This is a genomic window from Neiella holothuriorum, assembly GCF_019457915.1.
GTDB classification, from domain to species: Bacteria; Pseudomonadota; Gammaproteobacteria; order Enterobacterales; family Neiellaceae; genus Neiella; species Neiella holothuriorum.
In genome coordinates this window covers 36,646-52,496 of sequence record NZ_JAHZSS010000009.1, presented here as the reverse complement: position 1 = coordinate 52,496, position 15,851 = coordinate 36,646, and the positions used below count along the sequence as shown (strand labels likewise).

Annotated in this window: 16 protein-coding genes; 5 read left to right on the top strand and 11 right to left on the bottom strand. The window is 47.3% G+C overall.

Annotated features, from left to right (window positions below; translation table 11 throughout):
* Window positions 1-4: 4 nt before the first annotated feature.
* From K0504_RS09100 to K0504_RS09080, 5 genes are all read right to left on the bottom strand, one after another.
* Window positions 5-229 carry a helix-turn-helix domain-containing protein gene (locus K0504_RS09100; protein WP_220103874.1) on the bottom strand — a complete coding sequence of 75 codons (225 nt, stop codon included), beginning with the start codon at window positions 227-229 and terminating at the stop codon, window positions 5-7.
* Window positions 230-501: 272 nt separating this feature from the next.
* Window positions 502-2,244 (bottom strand): DUF927 domain-containing protein, encoded by a 1,743-nt coding sequence (locus tag K0504_RS09095; RefSeq protein WP_220103873.1) that lies wholly within the window; start codon window positions 2,242-2,244, stop codon window positions 502-504.
* Window positions 2,231-2,473 (bottom strand): helix-turn-helix transcriptional regulator, encoded by a 243-nt coding sequence (locus K0504_RS09090; RefSeq protein WP_100973327.1) that lies wholly within the window; start codon window positions 2,471-2,473, stop codon window positions 2,231-2,233. The genes K0504_RS09095 and K0504_RS09090 overlap by 14 nt, the downstream gene beginning before the upstream one ends.
* Before the next feature lie 331 nt (window positions 2,474-2,804).
* A complete protein-coding gene (locus tag K0504_RS09085) occupies window positions 2,805-4,055 on the bottom strand; it encodes a type II toxin-antitoxin system HipA family toxin (protein WP_220103872.1) in 1,251 nt (416 codons plus the stop codon).
* Complete coding sequence (locus K0504_RS09080) at window positions 4,052-4,357, bottom strand: helix-turn-helix domain-containing protein (RefSeq protein ID WP_036984862.1); 306 nt, start codon at window positions 4,355-4,357, stop codon at window positions 4,052-4,054. Before K0504_RS09080 ends, K0504_RS09085 begins: the two co-directional genes overlap by 4 nt.
* 318 nt (window positions 4,358-4,675) lie before the next feature.
* Between K0504_RS09080 and K0504_RS09075 the strand changes: the two genes are divergently transcribed.
* A complete protein-coding gene (locus K0504_RS09075; RefSeq protein WP_220103871.1) occupies window positions 4,676-5,989 on the top strand; it encodes an ATP-binding protein in 1,314 nt (437 codons plus the stop codon).
* A gap of 144 nt (window positions 5,990-6,133) precedes the next feature.
* Here K0504_RS09075 and K0504_RS09070 read toward each other — a convergent pair whose 3' ends face one another.
* From K0504_RS09070 to gltS, 5 genes are all read right to left on the bottom strand, one after another.
* Window positions 6,134-7,252, bottom strand: a complete 1,119-nt coding sequence (locus K0504_RS09070; RefSeq protein ID WP_220103870.1) for a hypothetical protein — start codon at window positions 7,250-7,252, stop codon at window positions 6,134-6,136.
* Between the two features lie 10 nt (window positions 7,253-7,262).
* Window positions 7,263-8,267 (bottom strand): YecA family protein, encoded by a 1,005-nt coding sequence (locus K0504_RS09065; protein WP_220103869.1) that lies wholly within the window; start codon window positions 8,265-8,267, stop codon window positions 7,263-7,265.
* An 18-nt stretch (window positions 8,268-8,285) separates the two neighbouring features.
* Complete coding sequence (locus K0504_RS09060) at window positions 8,286-9,635, bottom strand: type II toxin-antitoxin system HipA family toxin (protein ID WP_220103868.1); 1,350 nt, start codon at window positions 9,633-9,635, stop codon at window positions 8,286-8,288.
* Complete coding sequence (locus K0504_RS09055; protein WP_001011876.1) at window positions 9,625-9,915, bottom strand: helix-turn-helix domain-containing protein; 291 nt, start codon at window positions 9,913-9,915, stop codon at window positions 9,625-9,627. Before K0504_RS09055 ends, K0504_RS09060 begins: the two co-directional genes overlap by 11 nt.
* Before the next feature lie 403 nt (window positions 9,916-10,318).
* Window positions 10,319-11,548, bottom strand: a complete 1,230-nt coding sequence (gene gltS / locus K0504_RS09050; RefSeq protein ID WP_220103867.1) for a sodium/glutamate symporter — start codon at window positions 11,546-11,548, stop codon at window positions 10,319-10,321.
* 321 nt (window positions 11,549-11,869) lie between these two features.
* Here gltS and K0504_RS09045 point away from each other — a divergent pair, with 321 nt between their 5' ends.
* From K0504_RS09045 to K0504_RS09030, 4 genes are read left to right on the top strand one after another with little or no spacing between them, the layout of a single operon-like run.
* Window positions 11,870-13,009 carry an ABC transporter permease gene (locus K0504_RS09045; RefSeq protein WP_220103866.1) on the top strand — a complete coding sequence of 380 codons (1,140 nt, stop codon included), beginning with the start codon at window positions 11,870-11,872 and terminating at the stop codon, window positions 13,007-13,009.
* The gene (locus tag K0504_RS09040; protein WP_220103865.1) at window positions 13,006-13,782 is read left to right on the top strand and encodes an ABC transporter ATP-binding protein; all 777 of its coding nucleotides are present in this window, start codon (window positions 13,006-13,008) and stop codon (window positions 13,780-13,782) included. Before K0504_RS09045 ends, K0504_RS09040 begins: the two co-directional genes overlap by 4 nt.
* The gene (locus tag K0504_RS09035; protein ID WP_220103864.1) at window positions 13,779-14,777 is read left to right on the top strand and encodes an MlaD family protein; all 999 of its coding nucleotides are present in this window, start codon (window positions 13,779-13,781) and stop codon (window positions 14,775-14,777) included. The genes K0504_RS09040 and K0504_RS09035 overlap by 4 nt, the downstream gene beginning before the upstream one ends.
* Window positions 14,778-14,780: 3 nt before the next feature.
* Complete coding sequence (locus tag K0504_RS09030; protein ID WP_220103863.1) at window positions 14,781-15,374, top strand: PqiC family protein; 594 nt, start codon at window positions 14,781-14,783, stop codon at window positions 15,372-15,374.
* A gap of 9 nt (window positions 15,375-15,383) precedes the next feature.
* Here K0504_RS09030 and K0504_RS09025 read toward each other — a convergent pair whose 3' ends face one another.
* Window positions 15,384-15,833, bottom strand: coding sequence for a GNAT family N-acetyltransferase (locus K0504_RS09025; RefSeq protein ID WP_220103862.1), 450 nt, complete (start codon window positions 15,831-15,833; stop codon window positions 15,384-15,386).
* Window positions 15,834-15,851: the final 18 nt, after the last annotated feature.

Here is a 15,851-nt window from a genome sequence, read left to right as displayed (position 1 = left end):
TTCCTTAATCTTTCATCGTCTGGCTTTTGGCCGGAATATGTTCCAATAATTGGTTTAACTCGCAGTTAAACAAACTGCACAGCTTATCGAGCGCCTCTAAGTCCGCCTTGAGCGCGGTTTCTTTGTACAGTAGCGTGACGGTGGTACGGCTGAGGCCGGTTTCTCGCATCACGTCGCTAATGCGCATTTTTCTCTCACCCATTAATCGGGCTAGGTGGCAGCGGATCATGCTCTCTCCACGGTGTTTTCTTAACCATAAACTTGGGGATTTTTCACTGTTGCTTACCCTACCACGATTATGATTATTCTCAACTTATTTGAGTTAAAACCAAATAATTGAGCCCATTTGTTATTCGTTCGGTGCTGGTTGTTGGTACGCTGGCGGTTCACGGGAATGCCTCTGGCGGTATTGTCTGCGTTGGACTTCAAGCATCGCTAGCTATTTATGTTGACTGGCGGTACGCTGCAAGGCGACAAGCCTACACAGAATTCATCGCCTCGTTAGTCATCCAAAATACTGCCTTTCACGCAGTACATGCGTGGGCGGGTATTGTCGGGCAAGCTGACTTTGCGCTGTGGTCGGTTGCCATCGGGGATTAGGTAGCCTGCGGCCATCAGTGCTTTAGCGGCGCGATCTGGGCTGAGGCCTTCGGTTGCTTCACGCCAGCCAGTTGGGTAAAACAGGTAGAGGGTTTGTGGGCCTGTAGAATCAAGCCAACCCGCACGCTGACGTACTTGGCTGCTGTAACCGGTTTGTTTGGGCGTAAAGCGGCTTTCGCCATGCTGCTCAATAAAACTTCGTACTTGGCGAATGGCTTGTTGGTCTTCATTGGCGGCCACACCACCGCGGGCGAGTATCCATTGGTTTAGCTGGCTTAAACAGGCAGCCTCGACACTTTGGGTTGGCCAATCAAGTACTTTGGCTTGAATGGCTAACAGGCCTGCGCTAGCCAGTAAGGCAAATTTTTCGGCGACTCGGCGCACTTGGCCGTCAGCCTCGGATGGTAAGCTGGTTAAAAAACGTTGGCGTACATTTTGGAAAACGGGTCGCACCTGCGCGCTGTGCTGCGTTAAATACCGTAACCAGTCCAAGGCCAAACTGCCGTAATGTTGGCGGCTTTGCTGTTTTAGGTGATCGGCTAAATCGGCGGCGTTCATGCCATGGCTCTGATTAAACACACCCATTTGCGCACCGGCATCGGCACTGAGATCAATCACGCGCACTTGCTGGCCGGCTTTTACGCGCTTGCCGATACTAGCAAGATGGCTTTCGAGCGTGACTTCGCCAGTGGATAAAAACACCAAGCGCCAACGAGCGGGTAAGCGCATTTCACCGTATTTGCCTGCACGGGTTTTACCTTGGCCATTGGCAAGCATATAAGCGACATCGCCTGCTTCTTTTGGGTCCACTTCGCCCATTTCATCGAGCGCCAGCAAGGCATCGTTATGGGCTAACGCTGTGCCTTCTAAACCGTTGGCCGTGGCACGCCAACTGTGGCGTAGCTGATTAGGTTCGCCCCACACCGACAATGCCGGATACAGCGCCGCGGTTTTACCAGTACTGCTGGCACCGTAGAGGTGTAAACCAAAACCATCCACCCCGCACAAGTGTAACAAAGGTGCAGCCAGTGCAGCACAAACGCCAACAATTAATAGCGTGTTATCCAGACAATAACGGCCTACGTGCTGCCGCCAACTGTCGCTACTGCCTTGTTGAATAAAGCCTTCTATCGGGTGCATGGTTTGCAGCACCATGCGCGGGTTGTTGCTGTGTTCGATTGGGTAAAAGGTGAGGCGCGGATGCACATAAGCGTGGTGATGCCAGCCAATGCAGTTCACGCTAATGGCCTTTTGCGTGGCCAGTTCGCCCATTTGTTGAATAAACAGGGAGAGCAACTGCCGCGCTTTGACACTGTTACTAAGCCGCATGCCTCGGCTGAGTAGGATTCGACGGTACTCGCTGCCGTCTCCGGCCAATAGTTCTGCGGGCATGGCCCAATAGCGATGGCGATTGTCATCGTCTAACCAGTGCAATAAATAGCCGTAGTTGTCCCCTTGCGGATCGCGAGTACGGGCGGCCACTTGCAGCCAAGAGCAGATTTTAACGGGGCTATCTTGCCCTGCTGGGTGCATCACCAGCCAGTTTTGCGCGTTATAGGCAAAACCAGCCGGTAATGTTGGCACTTTGCTATGCATATCACTGGCAGGTAATTGGTTTGATGCTAATGGTTTATCCACGGCCATAAGCAGCACCGATACGGCGGGTTTCAATCCACTGGTCGATATCGCTTTCTAACCAACCCACGGCACGCGCGCCAATCCGGATGGATCGCGGAAATTCACCATTGGCCATCAGGGCATAAATGGTGCTGCGGCCAAAGCCTGTTTTGGCTTTTACCTCGGGCAAGCGCAAAATCCGTTGCTGACGCGCTGGGTGTGCTGATGTGGTGGATGATTGGGTAGTTGGGGTCATCGTTTGCTTCCTCACTGATCTGTTAAGTTCAGTTAGGAGTTTGACAGTACTAAACGGACGCAGTAGGTAGATAAATGCCCAGATCGTGCAGCTTTCTGAGGGTATAGGTAGCTACCTGCCCCTGATTTTAGATAGTGCCCCAAGTAATAAATACCGTGTGGGCAGGGTTAGTGGATGTCTAAATAGCGTGAATTAAGGCTTTGCCCATACTGCCCCAAAAGCCCAAGAGTTAAGTGGTGTGTGACAACACATGGAGAGTGAGGCAAAGCATAAAAGTGAAACTATAACTTCTCTATATGCTAAGAATTGAAAATATAGTTTCACTGACTCATTAAACGTTAAACGCCGATTGTTTCATGACTTGCTCGGCTCGGCTGATCCCTAGGCGCTTTGCAACGGTTTGCCATTGCTTCACCGCATTTAATACTTCGTCGTAAATTTGCGTGGCTTGGGTTTGCGAAAGTCGGAAGAAGTCTTTCACATCAAAGGCTAATTGGTAGTCTAAAGTGTTGTCTGAATCGGTAATATTCAGATGCAGGCCATGCTTACCCACTATCGGGTTTAAATCATAAGCGGGTGATAACTTCCAGCCATTCGTTGTTAATAAAAATCCATGGTTACGCAGGTGATCATCCGTGTTGGACACCGCAATATTAAACACGATACGTCGCCATAACTGTGCTAAATCAGCTTCGGTTTGTGCACCAGAATTGGAAATAAATTCAGCAATTTCTAAGTAGCTGGCACCTTGAGATTGTTCACCATCATAGTATTGAAGCTGTGTCATGGCCGATGAAAAATGCAGCCGCTTTTCACCGTCGCGGTCAAACCGTTTGGTTAAAAAGGTATGATGCCCAGAGGAAAACCGTCTAATCTCACTTGGAAACATGTCAACACCTGCCGCCAGCGCCAATTCATAGCAGACCATCTCCCACGCGCCCACGTCATGGGTGTCATTTAGATTGGGAAACTTGGCAATCCACAAGTGGCCTTGTTCGTCTGTCACACAAGCCTTGGGCCTTGCACCGCCTAATGATGAGCCTGGAGAAATCAGCATTTTCAACCAGCGGTAATACTCGTCACTGTCGATGTTATCGTCTTTTTCAATCTGCATTGCTGCGTGCTCTAGCTCTCGCAAAGAAGCCATTGGCGGCGCAGCAAACTCAGCGTTGTTATCTAAGAACGCAGCCGAGCCTGTTCGCTTAAATCGAATACCACCCATCCGGTAAGAGTCGTGCACGCCCAACAAGTAATCCAATTCGTTTAATCGACTTGTTGCTCGAATGCCTTTGCGCGCTTCAATGGCTGCACGCCGCTGCATTAAAATACGTCCCCATCTATCAGGCGATGAATCAAGAAATGCACGAAAGTTTTTATTGGCTTCATCGTTGTAGAGTTCACCGGAGTGGAGGGTCAGAATGGGATCAATTTGTAAACGATAGGCTGAAGTTAAAAATGCTTTATCGTAGGCAAAACTAAACACGCCACCTCGACTTGAATCGCTGTAAGTCAGCTGTCCTATTAGCAAAGGCGCCTCAATTGGCTGCCAGTCGGCATAGACTTCAACGATTTCACGGCTCATTTTGAACCTTCCAGTAATTTTATATTTTGCAGCTTGATGCCCACTTCATCATGAGCGGCCATTTCTGCAAAGTTGCTTTCCATGCCAAGAACGGCCATCACCTTTAAGTAAGTGCCTATGGCAACGCCCGGATCACCTGCGAAGACTTTGTTCACTGTTTTATGATCAAAGCCAGTACGTTCACACAGCAGCTTTTTTGTAAAACCACGTCGTTTCATAGCCAACAGCAAGTCTTCACCAAAATGAGTCAGAATTTTGCGCTGCTTTGGAAACAGTACATTGTGCAAATCACGTTTAGCCATATCACCAACCGAAGGGACTATATTCCCACTATTCAACCGATAATGGGAATATAGTCCAACCTTGATTCCCAAGCAACTCCAACAAGTTACATGTGGGACTATATTCCCACTTTGCTCAATATAATCGGATTAATATCCCGCCTTTAGGTTTAGCTTGCGCGTTGGCCAAGGCGATGATGTGGATCCCTGAATGCCAAAGGCCATCAAATTACACTTTTGTGCGCATAAAAATGTAAAAATCCGCACTTTTATGCGCGTAAAAGTGTAGACTGAGTTATACTACAGGCAGTTAACAGTCTTAATTGGCGGGAAATGACAATGCAGCGCAACTTACTAAACGCCCTAATAGCATGGAAAAATCAACCGGTGCGCAAGCCATTATTGATCGATGGTGCAAGACAAACAGGTAAAACCTATCTGCTACAAGAGTTATTTGGGAACACCTTTGCCAACATCCTTCGTATCGACTTCCTTGAAAACCCTGCCTACAAAGAAGCGTTCGATGGCTCTCTGTCAACTGACGAGCTAGTAATGAACATTGAGTTGTTAACCAACCAAGCGTTCAACCCAGAAACCGATCTGCTGATATTAGATGAAATTGGCGAATGTGAACGTGCCGTTACCTCACTAAAGTACTTTGCTGAAAAAGCACCGTCCTATTTTGTCGCTGCCAGCGGCTCGAATATTGGTTTGCTCAACACCTTCCCTGTGGGCAAGGTAGAACAATACAATTTACGACCACTGACCTTCCAAGAATTTATTTACGCATCCAACGAGCAAGCGCTGATCAAAGCGTTTGATAGTCAAGCAAGCACACCGGCAGTACACACCAAATTGATGGACAAACTCACTGACTACTTTTTTACTGGTGGTATGCCGGAAGCCGTTTCTGCTTGGTATCAGTATAAGGATTCAAGCATTCTAGAGCGTGTTGAAAAAGTCACAAAAATTCATGCCGATTTAGTGGAAGGTTATCGCCGCGATTTTGGTAAGTACGCGGGCAAGGTCGACGCCACACTGATTGAATCGGTATTTAATAGCATTCCAGCCCAGCTATCACTTGTCAGCGATGAGTCGGTTAAACGCTTTAAATTTAAGCATGTGCATGAGCGTAAATCTCGTTATAGCGATTTTGAAACCGCGATCCATTGGCTTAACTGCTGCCGCTTAGCTTTGCCAAACTACCCTATTGAAGGATTGCCGAAATCTCCGTTAGCGGCCTATAAAAAAGAAAATATGGTGAAACTGTTTCTGTTTGATGTGGGCCTGCTTAATCATATGCTCGGCAGCAGTTATAAAGAAATTAAGCAACAAAACTATGAATACAAAGGTTATGTGGCTGAAAACTTTGTGCAACAAGAGCTCACTGCCATTGGCGTTGACCCAAGCTATTCATGGAATGACGCCCGCGCCGAAATCGAATTTATTTTGGCGACCGATGAAGGCGATATCGTCCCTGTGGAGGTCAAAAGTGGTAAACGTACAAGAGCAAAATCGTTGGCATCCTACGTTGAAAAATGTGCTCCAAGTAAAACCTTTAAGTTAACGGGTACACAAGGCTCATCCGCATTAGAGCAAACCAATATCGTGATGCCTTTGTATTTCACGCAGTATTTACCACAGAGATGGTAAAAGCGCGTTGCTTAGACCCCGAGGTCTACACAAAGTTACCTTATGGGTAACAATTTGTAGACCTTTTGGTGGGCTTACAACCTTTCAATCCCCCCTCAATCAGTTTATTGCTAACGTCATTTGGCCAGCCTATCGCCTCATCGTTTAAAGCAAATCACTCAAACGATTTAACAGTGCTTTACGGCTATTATTCGCCACAACAAAGCGCTTAAAACGTTGTTCAAACGCCGCTTCATACGCTTTGAACTGATAGGCATCAAACAGCTGATGCAGATAGCGTGATGCCGCATCGTAACCACTAGCGCAAGTTCGATCTGCTTGCTCTTGTGATTGCTGCCAGTAGTGCTCACGCTGATTGTAGATATCCGTCAACGCTTTTTCTTTTTCCGCTTTTTCGATGGCTAATTTTTTTGCGAGTGCTGCGGCTTGTTCTTGCTGTAATTGACTTTGCGCTTGCTCAATGAAAGGGGAAATCAGATCGGGTGTTAACCAGTATTGATAGATCTCGTCAGTGTTGGCAGGTTCTTTTCGCGTCAGCGCTAAGGCTTGGTGACGGGTTAGCTGGCCTTGCTCAAACAACGTGCGTAATAGCGTGTCTTTCTCTGCTTGCGAGAGATTATGGAGCCACGCATCAAGCGTAAGCTGAGTTTGTTTGGCTTGGTGACTGGGTTGTTCGCTCAGTACCATGGCGAGCGCCTTAACCAATGCTAAGGGAATATCATACAGCGCTGCAAACGCCTGCTCCTCTTCACTGAGGTGCTCAAAATCGAATTGAATTAACGGCACTCGCTCAACGTCATCATTAAAATCAAACGCTTTGAGCCACATAAAGTACACAAGGCGCCAATCCCCTTGCATTAACCTGCTGCGTAAAGCGGCTAAATGCTGGAAAAAGTCGTCAGCATGCTCATCGTCAAAATACTCGTCATACTCCTCAAGGGAAAAAATCAGCAACTGCCACTCATCGTTTTCGTGAACATGAAGCCCATCACTTGAAAAGCCAAGTAACGCATCTGGAAGCGTTCCTGCTGGTAGCTTGATGTAGGCATCGATTGAGCCCCAATCGGCATAGTAAAAACCGATATCAAAGTATTTTAACATCAGCTCAAAAGGCTCTGCCTTTAGATCACTGTAGGTGTAATACACCTGAAAAGCCGTAGCGCTGATCTCGGCACGGCTTGAAATGGCTCTGAGTACTTGACGTGCTTTAGCATCTAAATACCCATCCAGACGCTCAAATTTATAGTATTGATATTCGCTCACGGTGACCTTGCTATTTATTTATTGTGAATTGAAAAGTTTGTTTTAACAAAGGCTGTACCTGAACCACTCTGGCGACTTGTTCAGCGTTTATATAACGTCTTGGGTCAATCGTTACAAATCCCCAAAACTGCAAAAATCGCTCAATAAATCGTGATTCGATGAGCATACTTAAGTTTATTTCTGGCGAGAAGTAATCATCCGTAGGGAATACCAGCAATAGATCAGGGAAAGCTGTCATCACCTCTTTCACAAGCTGCTCCACACTGTTGTGGCTTTGAATACGCCACAGCATAAACAACCAAAAAGTGCGCAAGTCGACATCGTATTCCAAACTGTCCAAATAACCCCAGTTATATTTGCTGATGGCGGCCTCTAACATAGGTTTGAAAAAGGCCTGTATGCCTAGCGCTTGATACTGCTTTTGCGCTGATTTTTTTACATGGTAGCGGCCACTGCGCCGATAAATAATACCGCTAATTTCGGCAAGTACTCGGGTGTAGTGCAAGGCATTAAATTTGTCTTCGTTGCTGCCCGAAAACTCGCTGATGCTTATACTACGTTCGAATTGAGCAACGGCAAACTCAGGCAATAACTCACTGGCCTGTTTAACCAACTTAGCCGGTAAGTTGCCTTTATTCGTGGCTTTGAAGAAGCCTTCTTGTGCCATGGCCTCATCAAGAATTAGCGCTAGATAACGCATTATTGGGCTGGCAGAAAGAGAGTCGGGTGTGCGAATTGTCACCCACTTTAATTCATCAAAAGGCGCATAAAGCCAATTGGCCATTTGCGTTGGCGTTACGCCACAAAAATCGGGATGAGGTTGATGATTGCGTTCTTGCACTTTGTGCTGCAAAGCGGCATTGAGTTCATCAAGACTCAAATTTGGGTTCATTGCCAGCATGGTTTCAACATCATCGAAGACTTGGGCATGTTGCTTGGAAACGCTGCTCATACAACAACGTTTAAATTTTTTACCACTGCCACAATGGCAAGGATCGTTTCGGCCGAGTTTCATTATTGTCCCTTCTTATTGTTATAGAAACAGCGCGGCATTTTCCTGTTTGCGCTGATCCAATGTCTTAGCAATCCCAGACACTGTTGTTTTACTGATCCCTTGTTGCTTAGCAAGATAAGTAAATTGACTAATAGCTTCTACTACTTCTTCAATGACTTGCCTTGCCTCATGCCAATTCGCAAAGCCAGCACCAGTCGCTAGTTTTTGCATCACTTTAAGCGGCGGCGCTTTGCCATAACCGCCGAACGCAGTGGCGTGTTCGTTAAATGGATGTGGGCTGTAGGTAACATCGTAAAAAGGTGCAGGGTTCCATTGACCGTCATCCGCTTGCAAAAACGCCCAGTTTTTACTGTGGTCGTCTTGATTAGACGACAGCAGGTTAAAAACGGCACGGCGAAATTGCAGCTGCCCAGCGGCTGGAGATTTACAGAGCTGTCGGCTGGCTTTAATTAAGTCAATATAATCTAAACTTGGCGTTCGAAAATCTGCATCCAGTAGCCCGCAAGCGCTGTGCATATGCAACCGACCTGCACTGCGCTTGCTGCCTAAGTCGGCCTGTTCAGTGCCATAATCAAAACGCTTAAGCGCTAACCAGGCAGGCGCACCGCTTGTAGTTGGTGCTTCAATGAGTTGCCATTGCGGCGGTTGACACTTAGCAAGTTCTGCCATTTGTAAATAAACCGCCTCACACAAACCTTCTTCATGCCCGAGCGCGAGATTTTTCGAGGTAAACTTAATCAGCCAAGCCTCATCTCCAGGCTGAGCAAAGGTTCGACAATGCTGAGTTTCCCCAGCAGGCATATAAATCTGCGCCTTGGGCCTTGCTCCGCCCGAACTTCCACCCGCGACCAATGCAGCCAAAACCTGTTGCGTATGCCCATCTAACTCATCGTGATTATCATCCATATAATCTGACATTGAAGAATCGAACAGGGTTTGTGCTTCTAGGCCTAAAGTAGCTAAATCAATATTCGCATGCGTGGTGGCTGAAAACTCAGACACCGGAGAAAAAGACAATGCTCCCATGCCTTTATCACCGACAAAGGCCAGTCTATCCATCGCAGTTAATTGATTAGGTAGGATGCCCTTTTGCCGGAAAATACGATCTTGTAACAACATGCCCCAACCATCGGGCAAACAATCTCCAAATACGCCATGTACACCTTGGTGCGGCGCTTTAGGGGCGGCTTGAACTTGCGTATTCGACTGCAAGGTAAACGGTGATAAATTGCCAAACTGCTGCAAATAGTCGTCAGCATACTGAAAAAAAACGCCTTGCCGATTCTGCGCCAAGACTCCAACAGAGATCTGCTCACCTGAGCTTAGCGTACGAGTAACATTAAGCTTCTGAATCGGTTTAAAACTCATCTTTTAGCACCTCATCAATACTCGTGGGTATAGCAGCGCGTTCTTTGCTAAGTTGCGTGAGCTGATAAAGCCTATCTAGCGAATCAAGGGTCTGCCATAGCAACAGCAATTGACGAAATGAAATTTGCCCGGTCAGCTCAAATTTCTTAATGGTGGCCGCAGGTACGCAGCTTCGCTCAGCCAATGCAGCGCGCGACAGCTTTGCCTGCTTGCGTAACTCACGTAAATAAGCCGCATAAGCTTGGCTTACATCGGTATCATCAAGTAAGGTAAAATTCATCCGCAAAGACTAAATGGATACAGTTATACCCATTATAGCCAAAAAAAACACAAAGTGGATACTATCATATCCATTGCTGGGTGAATTGTTGAAAAATCACTCGATAAAGCCTTTCTAAACTGCTATTTTTAGACCCTAACAGCAGCATAAAAACGGCACTGCTTTTCCATTGCTAACCACTAAGATTTAGTAAAAGCCAGAGGCAAGTGGTGGGCAGTTTGGTGGGCAAACAAGCATTTTTGAACGGTTTCTTTTCGATAACTCATTGAGTTTGTTAGGGTCTAGACCGCTACTCAATGAGCAGATCCAGAACATTGAGTAACCCATCAACTTAAAACCTAAAATACGGGTACAAAAAAGGAGCTGAATTCAGCTCCTTTTTTAATGGGTTTCGATTAGCGGTTTAGAAGTTCGCTAAGAAGAACGGAATCATCAGCGCATTCACCAAGTCAATAAAGAACGCGCACACTAACGGCACGATAATAAATGCGAGGTGGGAGTTACCGTAACGCTGGGAAACAGCTGACATGTTAGCCATGGCCGTTGGCGTGGAGCCGAGGGAAATACCACCAAAGCCCGAGCACACCACAGCAGCATCGTAGTTTTTACCCATCGCTGGGAACACGATGAATATGTTGACCATAATCGCAATAATAAACTGAGCAGCCAAGATGGTGAAAATAGGGCCAGCTAAGTCAATCAGCGTCCACAGTTGCATACTCATCAGTGACATTGCCAAAAACGTACCCAACGCCAAGTCTGCAATTAAAGCCACCGCTGGTTTGCGGCTAGGCCATTTGGTACCAGAGATACGCGGAAAGTTATCAGGAATGATATTCGAAATGATGATACCGGCGAACAAGCATGTCACAAACAGTGGTAAGTCTAATCCCAGTTGCGATACGCCTTCGTTAAGAAGCACACCAGCAATGCCACAAACATGAAGGGCAAGCACAGCATCTAAAAACTCAAACGCTGTAATTTGGCTCTCACTCTTTTTATCTGACACGCCTATGTCTAACGCTTCTTCTTTGTTTGGTGTCAGGTTATGGCGGTTGATGAGAAATTTGGCAATCGGACCACCCATTAAGCTGGCGAGGATCAAGCCAAATGTTGCGCTGGCAATGCCAATTTCCATGGCATTAGTGACCCCAAAACCTTCTTGAATCTTCGGCGCCCAAGCGATAGCAGTACCATGGCCACCAATAAGCGACACCGAGCCTCCCAACAAGCCAACCGGCGCTTCCAAGCCAAAGATTGAGGCAATGCCAATACCCGTTAAATTTTGTAGCGCCATGTAACCGATGGTGACAGCCAGCAAAATAATCAGCGGCATACCGCCTTTGAGCAAATCTTTCAGGCTGGAATTAATACCAATGGTGGTAAAGAAGTAAATCAGCAGGATGTCGCGCGCTTGCAGATCGAACTCAACTTCAATGCCGCTAACGGCATATACCAAGCCGAACAACACAGAGAATAGAATGCCGCCACTTACGGGCTCAGGAATACTAAATTCTTTTAAGAAGCCAACAGACTGATTGAGTCGCCGCCCCACAAATAACACGACAATACCAATGGTCAAGGTTAGGAAGCTGCTGAGGCTCAGCACGCTATCAACCAGTTCAATTCCCATGTGTTCTCTCCAGAATAAATCGTACAGTCCAATTGCTTTGCAGGCAGTATAGAAGAATAAGATAAATCAGCAACTTGACTAATTAATGAACCTTTTCATTCATATTAAAATTATGCTGTGTCAGCATCCCCCGTTAGATTGCTTCCGCGCTGCCAGTAAGTTTGGCGGTTCGTTTGCCAACGCCCCTCGCCTGCGACGAATCAGTTCCACAACGGCATTAACCGTTCGCAGCGATTAAAAAGGTACCTTGACGCCCCATAGCCATTCCACTAGCTTGTTGATGTTATTTGTAAAATTTACTCATCTAAAGGAGAAAGTCGGTTGTCCGAGCAGAGTCGCAAGCTTGTTGTGTCAACAACCGCCGATCAAACCGAGGCTCGCTTATCGCTGCTAGGGGATTGGCGAATCGATGACGGACTGCTCAATGGTGAACAACTGCGCCAGCAGCTAGCACCCGCACCTTCATGGCAGCGCTTGGTTGTTGATGGCGATCAGCTTGGTCGCTGGGATTCGTCATTGATGAGTATGCTGCGCGAACTGCGCAACCTGTGCCAAGAATTAAATGTTGAACTTGAATTGGCAAGCTTGCCACAAGGCGTTCTGCGATTAATGCAGTTGGCCGATAGCTACCCCACTCGCAATACCGATAAAAGCACCAAACCTAAGCTTTCTTTGTTTGAGCGCATTGGCAAAAACGTTCAATCGTCACTGCGTAACCTCGATTACATCCTCGATTTTCTGGGCCACCTCACCATGGCACTCGTACGTTTGGTTAAAGGTCAGGCACGCTATCGCAGTGAAGATGTTCGACTCTTTTTGCAAGATGCCGGGCCAGGCTCCTTCAAAATTGTTGCCTTAATTAGTCTTTTGGTCGGCGTCATTCTGGCCTTTGTGGGGGCTGTGCAATTACGCCAATTCGGCGCAGAAATCTATGTTGCCAGCCTTGTTGGGTTAGGCATGGGCCGTGAAATGGGCGCCATGATGACGGCAATCATCATGGCCGGTCGCACTGGCGCAGCCTATGCCGCTCAAATTGGCAGCATGCAAGTCAATGAAGAAGTTGATGCGCTCAAAACCATGGGCCTGTCAGACGTTGAATTCCTGGTGCTTCCGCGTGTCACCGCCATGTTGATCATGTTGCCGCTATTAACCATTTTCTCCATTGCCATGGGCATACTTGGCGGCGCGCTGGTTTCATCCCTCATGCTTGATATCGGTTGGCTGCTTTATATTAAGCAAATGTCCGATACGGTAGCCCTTTACCATTACGCCATTGGTTTAGCGAAATCGATTTTGTTTGCGCTTGTCATTGTCATGTCGGGCTGTATTCATGGCCTTAACTGTGGCCGCAGTGCAACTGCCGTCGGTAAGGCAACAACGCTGGCGGTGGTACACGCCATTGTTGCCATTATTGTCGTCGATTCGGTGGTGACCATATTGCTCACGGTGCTCGGCCTATGAGCCAATCTCACATTGAAGTGAACAATCTGACCATGGCATATGGCCCCATGGTGGTTCAACGCGACCTGAATTTCACCATTAACCGTGGCGATATTTTTGTCATTATGGGCGGCAGTGGCTGCGGTAAAAGTACCTTGATGAAGCATTTGATTGGCCTCAATCGACCTGCCCAAGGTGAAGTTTTATTTGCAGGCAAAAGCTTGTGGCATATTGACGAGCAGGAAAGACGCAATTTATTGCGCCGATTTGGCATTACATACCAAGCCGGCGCCTTGTTAAGCTCGCTCACCCTTGGCGAAAATGTTGCGCTACCACTGCAGCAGTTCACCCCCCTCAAACCATCAGAAATTGATGATTTAGTGCGCTATAAGTTGGCGCTGGTTGGGCTAGAGCCGTATCAACACTTTATGCCTTCGGAAATTAGTGGCGGCATGCGGAAACGTGCCGCATTAGCTCGAGCTATTGCGCTTGATCCCGAAGTGCTGTTTTTTGATGAACCTTCGGCCGGTTTAGACCCAATTAGTGCGCGCTTACTTGATGATTTGATTCTAGAATTACGCGATAGCTTAGGCGCGACCATTGTCATCGTGACCCATGAATTAGCGAGTATTTTTGCCATTGGAGACAATTCGGTGTTTCTCGATCCTGAAACCAAAACCCAACTGGCAACAGGCGATCCGAAGCAATTACTCGCGAGCTGTGAACTACCGCAGATTCAACGATTTTTAACCCGCGGCGAGCGGCAAGCCCCTACAGGGAGCATTACCTCATGAATGAACATGCCAAGGCGCGTTCTATTGGAATTTTTGTATCAACCGCATTGCTGGTATTGGTCATTGGCGTTGCATTGCTCAGCTCAGGCTCATTATTCAAAAAGACCGACCACTTTGTGGTGGTATTTGATCGCTCCATTAAAGGCTTAAATATTGGCTCAACCGTTACCGCTCAAGGTGTACCCATTGGTCAAGTTGTTGATATTCAAGTTGTCTTCTCCGAGAAACTAGGCAAAATTGTTCTCCCAGTCATTCTCGAAATCAAAGAAATTGGCTTAAAAACTTCCCGTGGTGTCAACGTTGATATGTTCACCCCTGCTCACGAAGCGATTGTTGACCATATTCAAGCTCGTTTAGTGCCCCGCAGCTTAGTGACCGGTCAGTTAATGATCGAGCTAGAGGTGAATCAAAGCTCGGTTGGCCGCACCATCGACATCAAAACGGACATCACCCAGATCCCGCTTCTTCCTTCGCAATTTGATGAAGCAGGTGCCGCAATCGAGGGCATTTTGCAAGACATCAGGGCCGTTGATTTTAGAGCGATTGGTGGTGAATTTAGTCGATTGCTAACCAACATTAATCAATTGCTCGAATCCGAATCGCTCGACACGCTCCGCGCAGAAATGGCTACCGCGAGTAAAGAGCTGACCACATTGCTGACCCAATTGAATGCCAATCTACCCGAAACCATCGAGCAGTTTCACAGCAGTATGGCGTCGGTGCGGGACTCGTCCGAGCGATTCCGCCAATTTAGTGATCGAGGCGTTGCCGTGATGCCAGATGTAGAGAAAGCTGTGGTGCAATTGAGCACGACGCTAGAGCAAGCGGAAACCACACTCAAAGCTTATGAAGGGATGGTGAACAGTGACTCTAATTTGCGCTATCAGGCACAGCAAAACTTGCAACAAATGGAGCAAACACTGCAATCAACCAATGAGTTATTGGAAAATTTGCAGCGCCATCCTGAATCAATCATTTTTGGAAAGTCGGAGTAACGCATGCGCGTCCTAGTTAGCCTGTTTTTGCTACTGCAGCTGGTAGCCTGTTCTTCCACCAGCGCGCCTACTCGATACTATTTACTAAATCCGGCGCCGGCGGAAACGCCCAATCTGACGGTTGAATTAGAGCTCATGGTGGGGCCGGTACAAGTTGCCGATCATTTGCAACGCCGTGGTATTGTAGACCGCCGCTCCGATCATCAATTGCATTACTCAGCTACCGAGTTGTGGGCTTCAGCATTACCACAACAAATTCCAGCGGTATTGCGCCACTCACTACACCAACAACTTCCCAACGCAAACCTTTCTAGTTTTAGTCGGTCGTTACCGAAACCCGATAGCAGTAGCCACCAGTTGATGCTGGAGATTTTACAATTCGATGGCGAACGAGGCGCTGAGATTCAGCTAGTGGCGCAATGGCAAATTTACCACAGGCCAACTCATCAAGTGCTTGCTCAAGGAGGCTTTGAGCAACAAACATCAACCAACGATTCAAGCTACCAATCGCTGGTTGAAGGGCATAACCGTTTACTGTCGGAGTTAACCCGCCAATTAGTCACTGAGCTTGTCAAAGTAACAGAAGCCCAAGAGTGACAATGGCGGTTACCTAAGTTGTTTGACGCTGGGGCTATAGCCTCGCTGACTTAGACTTTCGGCGCGTGGCAACACCCAGCAGTTATCATGTTTCTGATAACCAATGCTGGCGTAATAATCATCTAAACCCGGCGCAGCTAATAAAATCAATTTGCAGTTCTCGCCTAACTGCTGCTGCGTTAATACTTGCAAGTTGTAGCCAATCAAATGCCCTTGATAGGCCTTACTCACGGCCAAATCCGATAAATAGCAAGCATAGTGAAAGTCGGTCATAGAGCGCGCAATGCCGACAAGCTCTTCGTTATCCCATGCCGAAACGATTAAGTTACTGTGCTTCAACATGCCTTGCATACAGCTGAGATCATTAACTGGCCGACGATTTGCTAATTCGGATTCATGAAGCAAATGCAAAAATTGGCCCACCGTCACAGGTGAGTTAATACGATATTTCAGTGACATAACATCCATCCGTGAAAA